Annotated in this window: 18 protein-coding genes and 1 pseudogene; 12 read left to right on the forward strand and 7 right to left on the reverse strand. The window is 36.8% G+C overall.

Features of this window, described 5'->3' with window-relative positions; genetic code table 11:
* Nucleotides 1–488: 488 nt before the first annotated feature.
* Nucleotides 489–1,211 (reverse strand): NADPH-dependent F420 reductase, encoded by a 723-nt coding sequence (locus ACIQYG_RS24235; protein WP_402843426.1) that lies wholly within the window; start codon nt 1,209–1,211, stop codon nt 489–491.
* Nucleotides 1,212–1,414: 203 nt separating this feature from the next.
* Here ACIQYG_RS24235 and ACIQYG_RS24240 point away from each other — a divergent pair, with 203 nt between their 5' ends.
* Nucleotides 1,415–1,774: a winged helix-turn-helix transcriptional regulator gene (locus tag ACIQYG_RS24240; protein ID WP_275729745.1), complete on the forward strand. Its 360-nt coding sequence runs from the start codon at nt 1,415–1,417 to the stop codon at nt 1,772–1,774.
* Between the two features lie 702 nt (nt 1,775–2,476).
* Here ACIQYG_RS24240 and ACIQYG_RS24245 read toward each other — a convergent pair.
* On the reverse strand, nt 2,477–3,031 hold the full coding sequence (locus ACIQYG_RS24245; RefSeq protein WP_402843527.1) for a hypothetical protein: 555 nt from the start codon (nt 3,029–3,031) through the stop codon (nt 2,477–2,479).
* A gap of 475 nt (nt 3,032–3,506) precedes the next feature.
* Between ACIQYG_RS24245 and ACIQYG_RS24250 the strand changes: the two are divergent.
* Nucleotides 3,507–3,584 (forward strand): annotated as a pseudogene (locus ACIQYG_RS24250) (hypothetical protein); the annotation flags it as partial.
* A gap of 709 nt (nt 3,585–4,293) precedes the next feature.
* On the opposite strand, the gene ACIQYG_RS24255 reads toward ACIQYG_RS24250, so the two are convergent.
* Both ACIQYG_RS24255 and ACIQYG_RS24260 read right to left on the reverse strand, forming a co-directional pair.
* Nucleotides 4,294–4,512, reverse strand: a complete 219-nt coding sequence (locus tag ACIQYG_RS24255) for a tyrosine-type recombinase/integrase (RefSeq protein WP_402843429.1) — start codon at nt 4,510–4,512, stop codon at nt 4,294–4,296.
* A 117-nt stretch (nt 4,513–4,629) separates the two neighbouring features.
* Nucleotides 4,630–5,022 (reverse strand): site-specific integrase, encoded by a 393-nt coding sequence (locus ACIQYG_RS24260; RefSeq protein ID WP_402843432.1) that lies wholly within the window; start codon nt 5,020–5,022, stop codon nt 4,630–4,632.
* Nucleotides 5,023–5,508: 486 nt separating this feature from the next.
* On the opposite strand from ACIQYG_RS24260, the gene ACIQYG_RS24265 reads away from it, so the two are divergent.
* The gene (locus ACIQYG_RS24265) at nt 5,509–6,405 is read left to right on the forward strand and encodes a DMT family transporter (RefSeq protein ID WP_402843434.1); all 897 of its coding nucleotides are present in this window, start codon (nt 5,509–5,511) and stop codon (nt 6,403–6,405) included.
* Nucleotides 6,406–6,564: 159 nt separating this feature from the next.
* Here ACIQYG_RS24265 and ACIQYG_RS24270 read toward each other — a convergent pair whose 3' ends face one another.
* Entirely contained in the window at nt 6,565–8,358 is a 1,794-nt protein-coding gene (locus ACIQYG_RS24270) for a laminin G domain-containing metallophosphoesterase family protein (RefSeq protein ID WP_402843436.1), read from the reverse strand.
* 451 nt (nt 8,359–8,809) lie between these two features.
* Here ACIQYG_RS24270 and ACIQYG_RS24275 point away from each other — a divergent pair, with 451 nt between their 5' ends.
* Together ACIQYG_RS24275 and ACIQYG_RS24280 are read left to right on the forward strand one after the other, a co-directional pair.
* On the forward strand, nt 8,810–9,571 hold the full coding sequence (locus tag ACIQYG_RS24275; protein WP_402843439.1) for a methyltransferase domain-containing protein: 762 nt from the start codon (nt 8,810–8,812) through the stop codon (nt 9,569–9,571).
* A gap of 146 nt (nt 9,572–9,717) precedes the next feature.
* Nucleotides 9,718–10,275, forward strand: a complete 558-nt coding sequence (locus ACIQYG_RS24280; RefSeq protein WP_402843441.1) for a GNAT family N-acetyltransferase — start codon at nt 9,718–9,720, stop codon at nt 10,273–10,275.
* A gap of 545 nt (nt 10,276–10,820) precedes the next feature.
* Here ACIQYG_RS24280 and ACIQYG_RS24285 read toward each other — a convergent pair.
* Nucleotides 10,821–11,147 (reverse strand): antibiotic biosynthesis monooxygenase family protein, encoded by a 327-nt coding sequence (locus tag ACIQYG_RS24285; RefSeq protein ID WP_402843443.1) that lies wholly within the window; start codon nt 11,145–11,147, stop codon nt 10,821–10,823.
* A 175-nt stretch (nt 11,148–11,322) separates the two neighbouring features.
* On the opposite strand from ACIQYG_RS24285, the gene ACIQYG_RS24290 reads away from it, so the two are divergent.
* The 7 genes from ACIQYG_RS24290 to abc-f all read left to right on the forward strand — a co-directional run bounded on the left by ACIQYG_RS24290 (nt 11,323) and on the right by abc-f (nt 18,788).
* A complete protein-coding gene (locus ACIQYG_RS24290) occupies nt 11,323–12,168 on the forward strand; it encodes a nucleotidyltransferase domain-containing protein (protein ID WP_402843446.1) in 846 nt (281 codons plus the stop codon).
* A 72-nt stretch (nt 12,169–12,240) separates the two neighbouring features.
* Complete coding sequence (locus tag ACIQYG_RS24295; RefSeq protein WP_402843448.1) at nt 12,241–12,792, forward strand: dihydrofolate reductase family protein; 552 nt, start codon at nt 12,241–12,243, stop codon at nt 12,790–12,792.
* A 200-nt stretch (nt 12,793–12,992) separates the two neighbouring features.
* On the forward strand, nt 12,993–13,958 hold the full coding sequence (locus tag ACIQYG_RS24300) for an alpha/beta fold hydrolase (protein ID WP_402843451.1): 966 nt from the start codon (nt 12,993–12,995) through the stop codon (nt 13,956–13,958).
* Between the two features lie 18 nt (nt 13,959–13,976).
* Entirely contained in the window at nt 13,977–14,648 is a 672-nt protein-coding gene (locus ACIQYG_RS24305; protein WP_402843453.1) for a response regulator transcription factor, read from the forward strand.
* Nucleotides 14,645–15,643: a sensor histidine kinase gene (locus ACIQYG_RS24310; protein ID WP_402843455.1), complete on the forward strand. Its 999-nt coding sequence runs from the start codon at nt 14,645–14,647 to the stop codon at nt 15,641–15,643. The genes ACIQYG_RS24305 and ACIQYG_RS24310 overlap by 4 nt, the downstream gene beginning before the upstream one ends.
* 196 nt (nt 15,644–15,839) lie before the next feature.
* Entirely contained in the window at nt 15,840–16,709 is an 870-nt protein-coding gene (locus tag ACIQYG_RS24315) for a cation diffusion facilitator family transporter (protein ID WP_402843457.1), read from the forward strand.
* 450 nt (nt 16,710–17,159) lie between these two features.
* Nucleotides 17,160–18,788: a ribosomal protection-like ABC-F family protein gene (gene abc-f / locus ACIQYG_RS24320; protein ID WP_402843459.1), complete on the forward strand. Its 1,629-nt coding sequence runs from the start codon at nt 17,160–17,162 to the stop codon at nt 18,786–18,788.
* 384 nt (nt 18,789–19,172) lie between these two features.
* On the opposite strand, the gene ACIQYG_RS24325 is transcribed toward abc-f, so the two are convergent.
* Nucleotides 19,173–19,538, reverse strand: coding sequence for a potassium channel family protein (locus tag ACIQYG_RS24325; protein ID WP_402843462.1), 366 nt, complete (start codon nt 19,536–19,538; stop codon nt 19,173–19,175).
* Nucleotides 19,539–19,610 lie beyond the last annotated feature (72 nt).

The following is a 19,610-nucleotide window of genomic DNA, read 5'->3' on the forward strand; positions in this document are numbered from 1 at the left end:
TCATTTCATTTACCCATAAGTCTAATTAAAAGGGTTGTGAAATCCTGCGAATAAGTGAGCATTCGAGAGATATTCGCATCAAACTGAGGGAGTTCCATAAGGCGAACATGTCTTTTACGTCGCATAAGACACAAATAGAGATGTTAATGCTGGTTATTTGATATATAACCATACAGTGGTAAAAACTATTCCAGTGATAATGATGTGATTTTTTAATTATTGGCTCTTTAAAGGATGTTGTTGATTTTCTTGATGAACTAATGGACAGTTTAGTGTAACAACAATACAGTTTTTTTACGGCGATGAAAATTGTTAACAACGGCTAAATATTTTTAAAGTGTTACATCCAAGGTGGATGAACAGAGTTTACTGTAAAGATTTAAAATATGCCAAAATAGTGATCAAGGTTATTTAGATCACTATTTTTGGTTCCAAATTTCCTATTTCTTCTTAAACAGCAGAGCAATGATCAATATGGGTTTCCTAAATTATGAATTATATGTTTCCCTGTTTAGATTCACAATATCTTTATGTGAAAATCTAGCTGAAAACTTCTCCATCGCCTTATCCCGTAGGAATGGGGCTTTTTCTTTATTTGCCTTTTTTAATGCTTCCGTTAGTTCCTCTTTTGTTAGTTCTGTGCAGTATGCAGGAGTTCCTGGCTGTTGTCTCCATGAATCATTTAAAGAACCACTATCTACTGCGTCGAAGCCTAGCTCGTTTACTACGTCCATGATTATTTGTTTTTGTGATCGGTTATTACCAGCAATCGCCATGGCAATGCGTCCACTAGTACCTTCGGGGGTTTCCTTATTTTCTAAAGTATAAGCTAATTGATTGTTGAAAGCTTTAATGATAGGTCTACCTAATTGATTTGAAACCCAAACACTTTCAACCATCCCGTTCTCAATTTCTTCAATTTTATTGTCTCTAAAAGGATAATAATTTGAAGTGTCTACAGCGATTACTTCCTGTCCAGATTTATCTACAATGTTACGAATGCTTGGCATTACATGAAAAGGGATAGATATTATAAGAACATCAATATTTGTTATTACATCTTCTACACTCACAGGTGTTCCAGCAAGCTCTTTTCCTTCTAAACGCTCAATTCCTCGCGCATCTGCAATTTTGACATCATGTCCATTCTTAACTAATTTTTTAGAAATAATTGTCCCTATTGGTCCTGCACCTATAATTCCAAATCTCATTATTGTTCCTCCTAAATATAATTTTATTCGAATATCAGCTAGCCTCAACACGAAATTGTCTACATTCCTTTTTTGTAAGCATTAAGGGAATTGATTTTGGTTATAAATAATATAATGAACTCATTACTCTTAATTTTGAAGTAGGCAATAAAAAATGATATAGTACACTTTTTTGTACTTTATAGAAGAAAAGGGATGTAAGTATGGCTAGAATATGCAAGGATGGATTTGAAAAAGAGTTTATTAAGGAGCAAAGAGACGTTTATGGTATTGCGTATACCCAAAATATGCTTTCAGGACGCTGGAAGTATCTTATTCTTTGGTTTTTAAAAACAAAAGAACGTCGTTATAGCGAAATTAAAGCTTTTTTATGGGACATTTCACAAGGTTCTCTTACAAAACAGTTGAAAGAATTAGAAACAGATGGATTAATTAATCGAGAGGTTTTTCCTGAGGTACCTCCACGTGTTGAATATTCATTAACAACTAAAGGGCGTGAATTTATCCCAATACTTGATATGATGGAGAATTTCGGCAAAAAATTCGGGGAGAAACCTGAGTGAAATAAAAAAATGATATTTTTTATTAATTGAGCCGATATTCTAAAGTGTTGTACTTAAACTAACGGGTGACATCCTATTAGCTGGTTTAGTTCTATAAGAAGGGCTCTTTTCGTAAAGATTGTTGTTTTTTAAACGAAACTATTTAAGGTTGATTGGAGCGGAAGAGTGAGACTCCTGCGGGAGCAGCGGGACAGGTGAGACCCCACAGGCGTTTACGCCGATGAGGCTCACCGCCCGCCCCGCGGAAAGCGAGCATCTGGAGGGGAAATCAACCACACCGCACTACTTGTAAATAGCAACAAAGTATGTGAAAACAGCCATAAGAAATAATCAAACTATATTATAAAAAATTGATATTTAATCAAAAGAAAACCGTTACTTTGCTGAGACACAAGAGCCTATTTCAGAAGGAAACGGGGGGCGTATTATCATTAAAGGTATATACGGGGTCCAACCCAACAAAACGCGGAAAACATGCGCTAAGTGAAATTCGACATAAAAAAAGCCTATTTCCCTACTATAAGGAAATTCGGCTTTTTCATCAGCTTGAAATAGGTTCTAGATATACGCTTCCTCTGCACCTGCCCAAGCCCGGCAGTTCCGACGAAACTTACAAAAAAACCACAATTCTCCCATTCCTTCTAAATCGATGAGAGAATAGTGGTTTTGAAACTCCTTCACTTGGTCATTGGCAATCTCCCGTTACTTGATTTCGATTGCCGAAGCCTGGTTGTCCCAATCCGATGCCATATTAGCAGTTTTACCATACCAATCGGAGTGTCTAAAGGAGACTCCTCTGCCATACCCTTGATATGAAGTATGCTCCCACAGCGTGGTCGAATAGCTTGAAGAAGGTGACGCCGTACTTAAGGAGGAAATTCTGTCATTCCAGCTTGAAGACAAGTTTGTAAACCCGTCTCTCCAGTAAATATAATTCCCACCTTTATATTTATACTCATAGAAATCGGTACAACAAGAACCGCTACCCAGGGTAGTGACTTTGTTTTGAAGTCTCTGTTTATCTTTTTCGATAAATGCCTGCAAAGTTTCCCTGCTCGTAAATCCATAAGCCAACCAATCGCCCTCTTTATTCTGTTTAGGCAGAACCATGGTTACTTTTATTTCTTTGTTAGATATGTTACTTACTTTGGCTTGGGAATCCACATCTTTTCCATCCACATTTAAATAGTGGAACGATTTAATCGTATAATCCTTTTCTGCATTCGTCGCGGCCTTCGATACTGGTGTAAATCCCATGACAACGAAAAGACAACATATTAATACGGAAAGACAATGTTTTACTCGCAATTTCTCCACTCCCATATTATTGAAATTTAGATGCTTTAACCGGAAAAAGTGAATCAATGTTGACTGCTCCTGCGTAAATTCTTGACGGAACAGCCGATACGGCTTGTACACTAATGGCTGAATTCCACTTTTCACTTTTATTACATATTTCCTCCTTCCGGCTTCGCTCCTAGCCGTTTATACGAAATGTGTCAAAGGATGATTCTCCTTCAGTTTACTTTGTATATTATTTCCATACAAGTATATATTTTCCTATATCGTTGGTTGGGTAAATAGTTTGACTATTGAATAGTGCTACTCGTGTGAAGTCTGGCACGCTCAAAACCCTCTGACAGATGAAGGGGGGCTGCAATGCTTGGAGGGCGTAAGATGACCATAGGATCCGGAAGTAAAGCAATGTCTTTCCAGCTTAAAAGGCGTAGAAGCTAGTTTATCGAGTTTAGCATTAAGGACTCAAGAAAACGAATCCAACAAATCTTGCGTGGAACGCTGGTGGATGTGAACGAAATAGTAACAAATTTTAAAAAAAGGGTAGGAGAATTGGAGAATGAGGAATTCCAGTATAAAGGGTTTTAAAATAACGTATGAAAAGGAGGCGTTTTGTAATGCCGGGTTGGTTAGATGTATTATACGGGCTTTGTCGTTTCTCTTTATCCTTTTTTTAGTAATTGAATTGCTAGGTAAAAAGCTGCTATCTCAACTGTCTTACTTTGAGTATGTGGTTGGTAAAACTATAGGTAGTATGGCAGAAGTGATAACGGGACTTGAACGAAATATTTCAGTGGGGTTTTAGGAATTGTGACCACTGCCGCAATATCTTTTTTAATTGAAGAATTTCTTTGGAAGGAAATTCCGGAAGGGTACATTTAATCCTTCTAATCGATGTATCATCTTTATTTCTTCCATATTTCCCATGTTAATTTTCATCTTTTTTATGGACCTTTCTTTCTTGTTATTCATATAGGTTTATAACAAAATGGATTGTTTTTTAAAAAACGGGCCTTAATGAAATTAAATTTTGCAGAAATAAAATAAATTGTAAAGATTGATTTTTAGAAATAGAAGTATAGATGGTGTCTTAGGTTTTCAGTTCTACAAACATACTAAAAAAGGAGAAGACTTTCTGGTCTTCTCCTTCTAGTTAATTATTTCCACGATAATTGGTTCTTCTCTCCCCAAGCTGTTTTGCTGCTTTTTTGGCCTTCTCCTGCTCAGGGTTTGTATAGAGGGCAGCCAGCCTTTGTTGTTGAAGTATGACCAAGTTGAGTCATCAGTAAATGGATGTCTCCTGACTGCTCCATTAAGTTTGTCCCGTACGCATGTCTCAGTTTGTGCGGGGACATCGATTTATTGGACTTAAATGCCTTCGTATATTTCCTTACTAGAGCCTCGATGGCGCGGTTGGAAAGAGGGGTGGCTCCATCATTCACCCTAGTCAGGAATACATAGGCCGTATCATCATTTGAGACCCTATAACGTTCCGTTCGTACAGCTAGGTTTTTTTTATGTCCTGTATAGACGGAGGAGAGACTGCCACTAAATCTTTTTTAGAAGAGGGATAAGATCGCAAAATCACGTTCCTTGTCCCTTTTAAAATAAATGAGTTTCCTGGACTTTTCAGGTAGCTCCTTTTCATAGTCATGCCTTACGAATTCAAGAAACCGAGCATCCTCATCATTGTGGAAAATCTTTGTCAATATTCTGGAAGCACTCGCCCCCAACGTTTCTTTCACTTTATTCACTTCAATTTTCAACATGACATTTCGGTAGAAGTAAGGTTCGCCATCATCATTTTCTGTCTGAGTCGTTAAATATTTGAAAAGGGAGCGTAACGGAGAAATTTTCCGATTGACGGATAACTTTTCGGCTTTTTTTGTTTCCTTCTTATTAATAGGGATATTTCTCCATTCCCGAAATTTTATGGATTGGGCTTCGATCAACTTTAACTTTTCCAGCACTGACAGGGGGATATCTTTTTATTGGGTCAGATCAACTCAATGAAAATCGAGTTTTGCTACAGTTTTTTTATTTAAAAGACATTTCAGTCGATTTCAGAAATCCGCTCCCTTTCCGCCGACTGTCTGTCAAGCCTCCTCGACGCAAGCCTCCTCGACGCAAGCGTCTGTGGGGTCTCGGCTAGCCAGTTATTCGGCAGGAGTCACGCACACCCGCTCCAATCAACTTTGTTTTAACTTTTAGATAGGACTTTTTGGTTTAGCATGCTTTTCAAACCTAATCCATTTTTTAATGAAGAGTTCCAATCCAATCCCATTTGGAATAGAATTTCTTCAGCGATGATTACATCTCGAATGTACGCTAATTCGTTATTTTACTGTGACACTTCACAGCGAGATAGAAATTTTATTGAAGTTCTCACGTATCCATGATACCTTCAGTTTATAGGGAATGGTTGGGAGGAATAGGTTTTGAACACTAAGGCATTTTTATTGGCATTTATTACAGTTATTATTTGGGGATCTACATTCGCTGCTATTCGCGCAAGCTTGCATGGCGGATATTCAGCTGGCCATTTGGTACTTGTTCGTTATCTTATAGCATCACTGGTTTTTATCCTTTATGCTCTTTGGCCTGGGGTGAAATTTCGACTCCCGAAAAAAGAGGATTTGTTGAGGATTTCGATCCTTGCATTTATTGGTATTAGTATTTACCATATCGGCGTGACATTCGGGGAACAAACAGTTTCGGCTGGAACGGCAGGAATGCTGATTGGTTCAGCACCTGTATTCATCGCGATCATTGCTGCGTTCGTTTTAAAAGAACGACTAGGACTTTTCGGTTGGATTGGTTTAGGAATAGGATTCACAGGAATTACCTTAATAACATTAGGTACTGCAGGTCCTTCGCTGAATATTTCTGAAGGAGCTTTTTTAGTGCTGATGTCTGCTATTGCTTCTGCGGTGTTTTTTGTTTTCCAAAAGCCACTGTTTAGCCGTTATAATCCGATTGAATTGACAGCTTATTTCACATGGATCGGTACAATACCCTTTTTTGTATTTTTTCCTGGGCTATTTCAAGAAATTCAACATGCAACGATGGAAGGTCATTTATCAGCGATTTTTGTTGGTGTTTTCCCTGCAGCCATCGGTTATGTAACTTGGGCAGTCGCTTTATCATTAGGAAAAGCCAGTTCCGTTTCTAGTTTGTTGTACATTGAACCTGTGATTGCCATTTTCGTCGCGTGGGTTTGGCTGCAGGAGGTGCCTAGTACCCTTTCAGTCATTGGCGGCAGTATTGCAATATTAGGGGTCCTTGTCGTTAATGGTTTCGGAAAGTATAAATCGGTGATTAAAAAAGCAGCATGAAAACTAGAAAAAAATAGCAGCATCCCAGATCATCATGAATGAACGTTTATCCTTCTTGTACGACTAGACACATAGGAGGGAAACCTAATCAAAGGAATTCACCCAGGTTGATGAGGTCAATCAAATACACCTGGGGAATTGGATTTTTCGCCCTGTTTATTACCTAAAATCAAATCTATTTTTAAAGTCCCAATCCAATTTAAATGAATTATTTTCACCTGTTAAAAATTTATAATCGATATAGGATTTTTCTTTCTTAGTCATTCCGTCGACATATGGGGAATAGGTACGGAATAATAATACATTTTTCTTTTCATCAAATTCTACAAGTCTTAGCCAGCCATTTCCCCCTCGATAATTCGTTTGGTAATTGACCAGCATTTGAATGACATCATTTCCTGCTGAGTTTTGTTTTACCCGATGTGCTATCCCATAATAGTGTCCATTTACCGTCATGAACACTTGATTATGGTCCTTTACAAGTTCATCCCATATCAACCGTCCATTAGATGAATCGGCGGCAATGGTTTTATCATCTTTAACCTTCGGAAAAATAATATCATGTGAGACGAGGATTGTCGGTTTATCTTTATGCCGTTCTAGAACTTTTTTTGACCATTCCAGGTCCTTATGCAGGTTTTTCATATCCACTATTAAAACTAAGTATTCATAACTCCCTGCCTTAGCAATTGCATATGAGCTATAACGAGAGGGAGACGAACCCTTATAGTATTTTTTATTCATAAAACGCTGTGGCCCATAATGTGCTAAAAAAGGATCTCCGGCAGCATAGTCATGATTCCCTGCCGCCATCATATACGGTACTTCCTTTTTATCCAAATGGGAAATGGCTATGAGCGAATTCTGCCATTGTTTTTCTGAATCACTATCGACTATGTCCCCAACAAATGTATTCATGATAATATTGTTCTTCTTGGTGTTATTGGATATCCAGTTCATTTGGCTATTGAAAATCTCAGGATTTTGGCTTGAATATTTCTGGGTATCTGGAATGAAAAGGAAATTATAATTCTTCTTATTCGTTAGAAGGGGGAAGGATTTGTTTGATCCTTCAAATGGTTCATCATCACGCGCATCCTGTACTAGCCATTCTTTTTCCGTTAATGCCTTATTGGCAATTCGTATTTCCTGGATATTCCCTCCGAAAAGCGCATCCAACTTATTTCCCAACTCTGTTGCTCCGATATTCCAGCCTTTACCTTTTAATGCTGCAATACCTATGGCCTTTTCTGATTCTCCATAATCACTAACGCCATTCAAAGTCAGGGTCGTCGTGCTACCATCATTAACGACTGCCAAATGGTACCATTCATCAGCATTTAAAGATCGAGACCAATTGCTTACATTATAGTTTAAATTGGATGGATGGCTTGTCCAGTGCAACTTTTGATCACTGGATATAGATAAAGCAGAAAGGATTTTTTTCTCGCCTTCCATTTTATTAAGGTCTGCCGCCTGTCCTTGTCTTGAAAAAAGCCCCATGTCACTTTTGGGTTTCCTTGGCATCTTAAATACCGCTTCAATGGTATAACCCCTATCGAAATTCTCCGAATTGATAGGTGCATCCCATTTGGTTTTGAAATACCTACCTGCAGGGGCATTTTCGTAATTTGCGAATTTCAAGCTATCAACTTCATCTTGAGCATAATAATCTTCTTCAGACCATTTCAACATACTTTTTAATTCGGGTGATGCAGGGTCTCCTATCGTCACTAACTCTAAATCGTTTCCTTGTTTGGTTGTATCTTCTATAATTAAATTACCTTTATCGATTGAACCGCTTTTAACATGTTGTTTTGTGAATTTCCAATTTGCAACGATACTGCTCCGATCATTTTCAGCAACGGAATTTAAAGAATCGGCTGACTTTGCAATACCAGGAACAATCATACATAAGAGTGAGAGACCTATAAATGCTTTTTTCATTCTCATAAAATATTCACCCCTTTAAGTTAGATTAAGCAATTTAAGAATAATGGTTAAATATGTATTCTTTTCTTACTACCTGGGTAATTTTTGAAGAAATTAGCCTAGGTAGGGAGATTCCGTATAAGCTGCAATATGGTTTAGTTTGCTTATCTTCTCGATAACTTATTAAGGATGAGTAAAAAAGACTTATTCCTAAAAAAGACATTAGGAGATAAGGCCTAATGCCTACAATTTGAAATCAAGGGATACAACTAATTGTCATAAGAGATTGTGGTTTGAAGTAATTTGAACTTCAGTTGGGGAGGTAGGAAAACAAGCTATGTGTTAGTATTTGGACAGTGATCCATCAAGAAAATGAGGTGAAAAAAATGGTGAGAAGGAGATAGGTTGCCTCCTGTAATAGATGTGGTATTAATCTTAGGAGGCTATCTTGAATTATAGGAGATGTTTTAATATGAAACAAAACAAATACGATGATGCAAATTTCTTTTCTGCGTATGAGCAAATGCCACGATCGGTCAAAGGGCTCGAAGCTGCCGGGGAATGGCATGTATTAAAAGAGCTAATGCCAAATCTGCGTAATAGAGTTGTACTTGATTTGGGCTGCGGTTTCGGCTGGCATTGCCGATTTGCCCGAGAGCAACAAGCCAGTTCCGTCGTTGGTGTGGATATTTCCGACAATATGCTTCAAAGAGCACGTGAAAAAACGAATGACCCTTGTATTTCGTATATTAAAATGCCGATTGAAGACATCGATTTTTCCGGCTCTGAATTTGATGTGGTTATCAGTTCGTTGGCTTTTCATTACATTGAGTCATATGAGGCAATCTGCAAAAAGGTCCATGATTGTTTAAAGCCCGGAGGCACTTTTGTTTTCTCGTTTAAACATCCAATTTTTACTTCTCGCAACGAACAAGCTTGGTATGTAGATGATCAGGGAAATCGTCTGCATTGGCCAGTTGACGACTATCAGTCCGAAGGTGTGAGAGAAACAACCTTTTTAACCGAAAACGTAGTAAAGTATCATCGTACGGTTTCAACGTATATGAATGACTTGATTGGTGTTGGTTTCAGCATAAAGGCAGTAAAGGAACCGATGCCTTCTGATGAAATGTTAAAACGTGTTCCTGAAATGAAAGATGAAAATCGAAGGCCCATGTTTTTAATGATTTCAGCAGTAAAGGAACCGAATTCTTTATTTGAAGGAATCAAGTAAACGGAAAAAGGCGTTTCTACGAAAGTAGGGACGCCTTTTATTATTAACATTAATTATTAAGCAATAAAGCGTTGATTATCGGCTTTAATTAGGTAATGATTAAATAGTTAAATATGGAAAAGGGGACTTTGGAGGAGGGAAATTGGATGGAGAAGGTATTTCCGCTTATTAAAACAAAACGATTGATATTAAGGGAAGTAACACTAGAAGATGCGGGTGACATGTTCAAATATCTATCTGATACGGATGTGGTGAAGCCAATGGGGTTAGACCCATTCAAGACAGTAAATGATGTATGGGATGAAATTAAGTGGTACGAATCTATATTCGAAGAAGATTCGGGCATTAGATGGGGAATTACATTAAAGAATTCCGGTAAGGTTATAGGAAGTTGTGGTTTTTTGAATATGGTCACCAAACATCATCGAGCTGAAATTGGATATGAATTAAGTAAAGATCATTGGGGAAAAGGTATTGCGAGTGAAGCGTTGGAAGCCGTTGTTATGTATGGTTATCGCCATTTTCACCTGGAAAGGATTGAAGCCTTGATTGAACCTGATAATCATTCATCCCAAAAACTAGTGGAAAAACAAGGGTTTAGAAGAGAAGGACTGCTTAGGCATTATGAATATACCCGTGGCAAATTCGATGATTTATATATGTATTCACTTATAAAAGAAGATTTTAACGGCATTTCCTTTTAATTAATTCATTGTGAAGATCATTTAAGAAGCGGTCTCTGTTTGTCGACAAAAGTGGATTTCGGAATGCCCTCATCCCGAAGCTCTTTTACGATTTTGCTGAGGGGATGATTACCAATTGGGATTTTAGCGGTCTCATGCTGAAGACAAACTCAATGGAAAGCTAGTTTGATTTCAGTTTCAAAAAGTTCTAACCGCAAGCGTCTTTGGTATCTGAAAGTTACTCTCCAAGGGTATGGTAAAATTGTCCAATTTAATAAGTGTTTCATAAAACAGTAAAAATCCATAATGGGAATTAGTCTATAACATGGTTTGGGATGAACATCCTAAAGTGAAAAAAAAATCTAGTTGATTGAAATGGAAGGTACGAGACTCCTGCGGGAAAAGCGCGTCCAAGGGAGACCCCACAGGCGCGAAGAGCGCCGAGGAGGCTCCCGGACCGCCCGCGGAAAGCGAGTGCCTGGAATGGAAATCAACGTTCAAATTTACAAACCCAAAATAGTAAAGCAAATTTTTTTATAACTATATATACATAAATCTTAGTTTACTCATTCGCTTGTATAATCTCTTTCAACTTTACAAATACGGGTAGTATATGACGTGTACCAATCTTTCATACCTTTTTCCTGTGCTTTTTTGTGAGCAGCATTTTCCTTCCAAAGCTTTATTGCATCCAAGGATTTCCAATAGGATACGGTAATTCCGAACCCGTTTTGATCTCTTACGCTTTCGACTCCTAAATAGCCATCTTGTTGAGCGGCAAGTTGATTCATGAATTCAGCAGTTGAATTATAACTTGCAGCATTTTTATCGCTTCTTCGGGAAGTGAAAATACATGCGTAATAGGGCGGTTCGGGGGTATTTGCAAAAAACATGAAATAACGCCTCCTTTTAACTTAATATTCAAAATAATACCATATAGGTAAAAACATGGATAGATGCCCGGTAAAGCGCATACTCAGCAAAGAAAAACGAAATTCTGCTAAAGGGATTTTATTCTGATTCACGAATATATATTACTTGGACGGTTTACAAAAAAAGGAGATGGTCTTGTGTGCGGGATTCGTTAGCAAACATATAGAAAGAGATGCATTTTTACCGAAACAACGCGATATTCTTTTAGAAAGTGCATTAAAAGATTTATCAGCAGATCCTGATGTTTTGGCTATTTACATAGCTGGTTCATTGGCAAAAGGAAACCATGATAACTACTCTGATATAGATTTGCACACCATTGTTATTCCAAAACGTAAAGCAGAATTTTTAAAGGGAAAAAGGGATAGAGCCAACAATTGGGGAGATGTTTCATTTCAAGAAGACTGCAATCCTTATTCACCGTATGTCGTCACTCATTATAAATCGTTTGTGAAAGTGGATAGCTGGTATCATGCACCGAAGGAAATTGTTCCATCCATCTGGTTAAAAGGTGTTGAAGTCATCTATGATCCTTTTAATATTTTGAGTCCTGTTATTAAGGAATCGGCAAATAAAGTGTATAAACCTTCACCGGATGAAGTTGTGCATTGGAGAGGAAAGCTGCTTGCTTTTGTCCATGAAACCTACAGGGCCGTTATGAGAAGAGAAATGTTATATGCACTATCCAATCTTGATAGGATACGGTGGCTGATTGTGTCTGGTTGGTATATGGAAATGGAACAACATTTAGATGTCCCCTATGGAGTATGGACAAAAATCGAGGGCAATAGAAGTAAATTAGCTGGAAAGCAATTATCCCTATTGGAAAGTTGGGATTGTGGGCGCAATTCAAATGAAATCATTAAAACGTTGAGACGTATGATCCCAGAATTCCTCAGACTAAATGAATACCTATGTACTCAAGTGGGTGTCGAAACAAATGAAGACCAAATCAAAAGAATAATCGACTTGGCTATCTGATACCTTTTACAAAAGGTTATGGCACACTCGTTGTTCGTGTAAAATGTGTAATCACTTTTGGAGGGATGCTAAGTGGCAGAATTGGTATATCATGTAGCAGTTTCACTGGATAATTTCATTGCCGACCAAGCAATGTTGGAAGGGAATATCAATCATTCTTTTTTCTTATTTGAAGGAGATCATGTCCCGGACTTTTTATCCGATATCCAGCAATATGAAGCGGTGTTGATGGGTAGTAAAACATATGGATTTGGATTTCAATTCGGAGCTAAACCGGGTGAACCAGGTTATAAGGGTTTGAAACATTATATATTTTCGAGCTCCCTTCAGTTTGAATCGAATGAGGAGGTAGAACTTATCGAAGGTGACGCTGTTGCGTTTATTGAAAACCTCAAGCGGCAAGGTGACGGAAAGCTATGGCTTTGCGGGGGCGGTGAACTGGCTGGAACGTTATTAAAGCATAAACTCATTGATCAATTGGTGCTGAAAGTGAATCCAGTCATAATCGGTGAAGGCATCCCTCTTTTCGGCAGTGTTAAGCCAAGTCTAAAATTGGATTTAGTTGAAATGAAACACTACCCAAACGGAGTGATTAAACCGACATATAATATTATTTATACGTAGGAATGGGGTAGAGGCTGCTAATACTTCATACGTAAAGGCTTTCCTTCAATAATTAGGTCTTTGGCGCAGTCTTTTTCTAATGAAAATTCACTGGTCATTAAAAATTAAACTTTTTTAAAGTGAAAATATACAAAGAAAATTTATTAGAAATTTATTTTTAACATATATCCTTTCAGTATAACTTGAAAGGAGTTTTCTGTATGAGAAAAATGTTGAAAGTATCAAAGAATATATTATTCGCCTTCTTTGCTATTATCTTATTTGTAGCAATAGCTGTTTTTATTTACCATAATTATCAAAAGGGCAAGGAATCATCATTAATTAGTGAAGGAACATCCGTTGATTTTAATAACAAAGAAATAAATGTATATACGGAAGGCAGCGGTGAGGACACATACGTTTTTATGTCCGGTTCCGGGATTGCTGCTCCTGTTTATGAATTGAAAGGATTATATAGTAAGTTTGCAAAAGAAAATAAGATTGCAGTCATTGAAAGAGCTGGATATGGTTACAGTGATGTTTTTCATGATGATAGGGATATTGATACAATATTGGAGCAAAGCAGGAAATCATTGATTGAAAGTGGAAATAAACCCCCTTATATTTTGGTTCCACACTCAGTATCAGGCATTGAGGCTATTTACTGGGCACAAAAGTACCCAGGTGAAATAAAGGGAATTATTGCTTTGGATATTGGTTTACCGCACCAATATGTAACGCATAAATTGGGCATAGTTGATTCATTGACTATAAGAGGGGTGAATATTTTGACGAAAATGGGTTTCCATCGTCTTGTTCCTTCTGCTGTTTATAATCCCGAAGTGATTCGACAATCATTCTTGACTGACCAAGAAAAGGAATGGTATAAAGCACTATCTTATAAACAGTTTTTTAATGATGATATGGAGCAAGAACTTTTACAGAGTTACAATAATGGTAAAAAATCAGTTAACTTGCCGATTCCAAAAGAAACACCCATTTTATTTTTAGATGCGATAGCCGATGAAAATAAAAATTCAAAATATACAAAACAAGAAAATGAAGATTATGAGGAGTTTGCAGAGAAACTATTAAAAGCGGATGTAATAAAGCTGAAAGGGACGCACAGCATTTATTTATACGCTCCTGATGAAATATATGATCTTTCCATGGAATTTATCAAATGAATAAAGAAAGGCCCTGTGATGAAAAGATATAATATTTTACTTGTTGAAGATGATTGGATGATTGGTGATTTATTGAAAAAAATTATGGAACGCGAAGAGTACAATGTATGTTGGATGAAAGAAGGAAAAGATATTATTGATATCATCCATGAGGTCGATTTAGTCATTATGGATGTTATGCTGCCAGGGGATGATGGCTATCAAATTACAAAGAAAGTAAAAAGTCTAGGATTGAATATTCCAGTTATTTTTCTATCCGCCCGAAATGATATGGATAGCAAACTCCAAGGTTTGACAATAGGTGAGGATTATATGACTAAGCCTTTTGATCCTAGGGAGCTATTACTAAGAATGCAGAAATTGCTGGATAATCAATATGGTACTTTCACGCAAATTAAACATTTATATATTGATGCCGAACATAAGAAGGTATTTAATAATGACCTGCATAATGAAGTGGTTTTTACTGCGATAGAGCGTAAAATTTTTTTCTATTTATATGAAAATAGGAATCGGATTTTAACGAAAGAACATTTCTTTGAATATTTATGGCAGCTCGAAGATAGGAATCAAAATATCATTAATGTACATATAAAAAAAGTTAGAACAAAAATCAGCGATAACACCGGTGAAATCATCCAAAATATATATGGAGAAGGGTATAGATTGAATACCTATATAAAGAAATGAAATTAAAGAAAAAATACCAGCTATTGTTATTTATTGCCGTTATTAGCGTGCCATGTATATTACTGATGATCAGTATCCTTATGTCACTAATTTATGATATGGCCTTTAAAACCAAAAATGGTGACATTCCTTTTCATGAATCTTTTGCATATCCTACAATGCTGGGAGTATTCATTTTATCATTATTATTGTTAGCCTTCTTATTTTCCAAATCTATTAACTCGCTATTAAATAAAATAAATATATTAAATGAAACCATCAGGAATTTAGCTAGTGATGAGGAGATTCCTAATAAATTAGAAGTTCATAGCAATGATGAAATCGGAAAATTAACTAAATCAGTGAACTTACTAATTGAAAGAACGACTTATCGGGAATTGGAACTAAAGCAACAAGAGGAAATGAAAAAGGAACTCTTAAATAAATTAAGGCATGACATAAATACACCCTTAACAGCAGTAAGATTACAATTATTTTATTTAGAAGGCCAATATACGGATCAAACTCCACTATTACAATCACTATATCAACAAATAAATTATATTTCCGAATTAACAAATGAATATAATATTCAATCCACGGATGTGCTAGATAATTCCTATATCTTAAATGATGAAGTGAATATGCACGATTTATTAGAAATGATGGTTAAAAAATGGGGTTATTTGTATAACATGCACGGTATTGAAGTAATGTACCATCCTTTAAATGGAGAGTTGGAATGGATTAGTAATGGCTTGTGGCTCCAAAGGTTATTCGATAATGTTTTCCAAAATGTGTTGAATCACTCGAGGGCTGATAAACTTGTGATAACCATTGAAAATAGTGTGGTAAGTATCAAGGATAACGGAATTGGCTTTGATATTGATAGTAAAAGTAAGGGTCTTGGCTTAAAAATAATTGAGGATATAGCTAAGGCACTACATATAAAATATAATTTGCAATCAAATGAAAGCGGAACTTTATTTTGTTTTACAGTCGATAAAACGATGTAAATCTCTTAGTTATCCGGGGATGATATCCGGTGATTTTGTCAGGGATTCATAAATATCATTCTTTTCAGATAGTTTGCCGTATGCAACATAGTTATCTATCACTTACTTATATAAAGATATACAAAAAGGTTGCTATAGACCCACCCATTTTTAAGTTGATATTATATTCAGGTACTTAATTGTGGGGGGAAGTTGAATGGAAGAACAAAAATATAATGACCTCAAATTAGGCGAACGTGGTGCAATCATCAGTATTATTGCTTATATTTGTCTATCAATCATGAAGCTGGCTATCGGATACATAAGCGACTCAGCGGCCTTGAAAGCGGATGGGTTGAACAACACGACTGATATTATCGCGTCCGTTGCCGTACTGATCGGTTTAAGGCTAGCTCAAAGACCCCCCGATAAAGATCATGGTTATGGTCATTGGAAAAGTGAAACAATTGCATCGATGGTAGCTTCATTTATCATGTTTGCTGTTGGTGTACAAGTATTAATAGATGCAGTTGCTTCCATGCTTAAAGGTGGAAAGGAATCACCTGACATTATTGCCGGGTATGTAGGTGTTTTATCAGCAATAGCCATGTATTTTGTATACCGATATAATAAAAAGCTTGCTATGAAAATTAACAGTAAAGCCGTTATGGCAGCTTCGAAAGATAATATTTCCGATGCTTGGGTAAGTATCGGAACAGCTATAGGGATTTTTGGCTCCCAATTAAACATGCCTTGGCTTGATCCCCTTACTGCCATCATTGTTGGATTATTAATATGTAAAACAGCCTGGGATATATTCATTCAAGCCTCGCATGAACTTTCTGACGGATTTGATGAAAATAAAATTCATCTTTACAAGGACGTAATTACAAATGTGGATGGAGTCAAGGGGATAAAAGAAATTAAAGGGAGAAATTACGGGAATAATGAAGTGATTGATGTAGTGATCCTTGTCAATTCTACCTTGGATATTAAAGAAGCACATGATATAGCGACACATGTAGAGAAAGTGATGATGAAAGACCATGGAGTATATGATGTTCATGTCCATGTAGAGCCCAATTAATTCTCTTTTTTATGAGCACTAATAAAAAGGGGGATAAATCTGCTTTACAAACATATAAATAATATGCAATCATTAATTCATTACATTGGAAGGAAAAGGTACCTTATACAATGAAGCAGTAATCTTATCAAATAAACAGTAAATCTGAATCAATTTCAATGGGTGTTATCTGTTAGTTATATTCAAATGAAAAACCGCGTCACTTTATTGACTTACCAGATTTAATGGTGAGTAAGTGAATTCACTTTTTCATTTGAACAAGAATCCTTTTAGATACCCATGTGAGATTTTTAATGATTATGTTTAGAGAGGATTCGTCTGTTCGTTTATAGGTACTAATTCATATACAACTACTTTTTCTGTTATCAAATCAGATGAGGTATATTTGGTTTATGTATATTAATTTAGTAACAGGCGATCTCTCTCTAGAAAAATAGAGGGGGATTTTTCATGTTATTTTTAAAAGCGACTGATTTAAAGAAAAGCTACGGGAACCGTGAAGTTCTTTCTGTTGATTCACTTCATCTTTACAGTCATGACCGTGTTGGTTTGGTTGGCAGGAATGGCGAAGGTAAAACGACCTTGCTTTCTATACTCGCGGGCGTTAGGGAACCCGATACCGGTCATATAGAGAGCTATGGAACAATCAGCTATATCCCGCAAATAGAAGAAACCGAACAAGAAATAAGCGGGGTATTGAAGAGCATATGGAAACTGCCCAATGAGAATCAAGAAATCATAAGCGGCGGTGAACGTACTCGAAGAAAAATCGCTGCAGCTCTTTCTTCCAATGCGGATGTATTGATTGCGGATGAACCTACCAGCCATTTGGATTTATCCGGAATTGAACAATTGGAAAAGGATTTAAAGTCTTTTAATGGCGCTGTTTTGCTTACTTCACATGATAAAGCATTCTTAAATCATCTGTGTACAACAATATGGGAAGTTGAGCAATGCAAGGTAACTGCATATGAAGGGAATTACGAAGCGTATATCAAACAGAAGCAAGCAAAAAAAGAAAAGGAAAATAAGCAATATGAAGAGTATACCCGCGAAAAGAATCGGTTGAAACAAGCTGCACAAAACCTCCAAGCCAAATCCGATTCAATTAGGAAAGCCCCTAAACGAATGGGTAATTCAGAAGCAAGGCTGCATAAACGGAGCTCCGGGAAACAGAAGGCGAAATTGAACCGTTCTGCTGAAGCGATTGAAACTAGAATCGAAAAATTAGCAAAAAAAGAAAAACCGAGGGAAAATCCCCCCATCATCTTTGATATTTCAGAATTTCCATCTTTGCATAGCAAAAGGGTCATTCGCTTTAATGGCTGTTCCCTGAAAGTCGGATCAAGGGTGCTGAAACAACATATCTTTGGAGATGTCCCCTTAGCTTGCAGACTCGCCATCAATGGTCAAAATGGTTCTGGAAAAACGACTTTATTGAAAAAGATAGTGGAAAGGCACCCAGATTTATATGTCGCGAAGCCAGCAAAGATTGGATTTTTTGCCCAACAACAAGAAAATTTAAATGAAAGTAAAACGGTTCTTGACAATATATTGGAGGACAGTCCCTACAATCTAGCCTTTATTCGTACGTTATTATCACGATTAGCTTTTAAAGGAAATGACGTCCACAAACAAGTATCACTTTTAAGCGGTGGGGAACGTGTCAGGGCTTCCCTAGCAAAAGTTTTTTTGGGGAATTATAATGTACTGGTTTTGGATGAACCTACAAATTACCTGGACATTCATACTAAAGAGGCTTTAACCGAAGTGTTAAAAGCATATCCAGGAACGATCGTTTTTGTGACTCATGATCGTTCATTGATCCAATCGCTTGCAACACATTCACTTTCAATTGAAAATGAACCTCCGAGAATAAGTGCTATCAATCAGGAATCAACAAAATCGGCTTCTCGCAAGGATGATCATCATGATAAACAGGCTGAACTACTTATGATTGAAGTGCAAATAGTAGAGACACTTGGGAAACTGTCCAGTGTTAAGAAGGAAGAGGAAAAGGAGGAATTGGATAGGGAATACCTCCATCTATTGAACAAGAAAAAGGAGCTTGAAGGTTAAGTGCAACCCATTAAAGTCCCTTCTCAATCGAGAGGCACCTTTTACACTTGAAATACCAATAAAATGGATTAGTGAAAATTAATAAAGAAGATGGAAGATGTTATAATTAACCAAGTTTATGTAGAAGGGACTTATCTGGAATGAGATTCGATTAGAATTGATGACACTCAATGGGGGAAGGAAGTAAAGTGCGATGAATATCATTTCTTCGTATTTTGCCACTGATAGACTTGTGACCAAAACAACTGAAGAAAACCAATATATAGGGGAATTAAGGTCCCTGCTCAAACTTCAGTAGGAGACCCTTCACTTGGTCCTTTTTTGAATGGCGATATTTACACCAATCAAAAAGGAATGCCAATTATTATAAGCATTCCTAAGCATTCAGATTTTGCTCTCGTTTTCCGGTTTCTTTATGATTGCGTATGCTAGGTATCCTATTAAGCCCATAAATAATCCAGTGCCGCCTATAATATAAATCATTGTAAATACTTTTCCAAATGTTGTCTGCGGTTCAAAACTGGGAAGCCCAACGGTACTAAGTGTTACAACACAGAAGTATAGGGATTCAATCACAGTCAGACCTTCCTGCTTAACATAGAAAATTGTACCGGAAAATAACATAACGAGGACCAATATGAAAAGAACCTGGAAGTTCTTCAATTTAAAGGCGGACCACAGAGCTTTTAGAAAACGTTTCAAGGTGAGGATAAATGAAATCATCGGTAATCGCTTTTCCTTTCGGTTCATTACAATTTAAGTAAAGTGAATGAGTAAATCTTAATATTCGAACTTGATCAGTTAATCATTCTACTATACAGG

The organism is Peribacillus sp. NPDC096622, from assembly GCF_044762665.1.
GTDB lineage: Bacteria > Bacillota > Bacilli > Bacillales > DSM-1321 > Peribacillus > Peribacillus frigoritolerans_B.

Coding starts and splice junctions, on each gene's coding strand:
- ACIQYG_RS24245 (WP_402843527.1), bottom strand. CDS start 3,031: ATGGGATTTACACCAGTATCGAAGGCCGCGACGAATGCAGAAAAGGAT.
- ACIQYG_RS24305 (WP_402843453.1), top strand. CDS start 13,977: ATGAAAAGATATAATATTTTACTTGTTGAAGATGATTGGATGATTGGT.
- abc-f (WP_402843459.1), top strand. CDS start 17,160: ATGTTATTTTTAAAAGCGACTGATTTAAAGAAAAGCTACGGGAACCGT.
- ACIQYG_RS24280 (WP_402843441.1), top strand. CDS start 9,718: ATGGAGAAGGTATTTCCGCTTATTAAAACAAAACGATTGATATTAAGG.
- ACIQYG_RS24300 (WP_402843451.1), top strand. CDS start 12,993: ATGAGAAAAATGTTGAAAGTATCAAAGAATATATTATTCGCCTTCTTT.
- ACIQYG_RS24310 (WP_402843455.1), top strand. CDS start 14,645: ATGAAATTAAAGAAAAAATACCAGCTATTGTTATTTATTGCCGTTATT.
- ACIQYG_RS24235 (WP_402843426.1), bottom strand. CDS start 1,211: ATGAGATTTGGAATTATAGGTGCAGGACCAATAGGGACAATTATTTCT.
- ACIQYG_RS24270 (WP_402843436.1), bottom strand. CDS start 8,358: ATGAGAATGAAAAAAGCATTTATAGGTCTCTCACTCTTATGTATGATT.
- ACIQYG_RS24240 (WP_275729745.1), top strand. CDS start 1,415: ATGGCTAGAATATGCAAGGATGGATTTGAAAAAGAGTTTATTAAGGAG.
- ACIQYG_RS24275 (WP_402843439.1), top strand. CDS start 8,810: ATGAAACAAAACAAATACGATGATGCAAATTTCTTTTCTGCGTATGAG.
- ACIQYG_RS24315 (WP_402843457.1), top strand. CDS start 15,840: ATGGAAGAACAAAAATATAATGACCTCAAATTAGGCGAACGTGGTGCA.
- ACIQYG_RS24285 (WP_402843443.1), bottom strand. CDS start 11,147: ATGTTTTTTGCAAATACCCCCGAACCGCCCTATTACGCATGTATTTTC.
- ACIQYG_RS24325 (WP_402843462.1), bottom strand. CDS start 19,538: ATGAACCGAAAGGAAAAGCGATTACCGATGATTTCATTTATCCTCACC.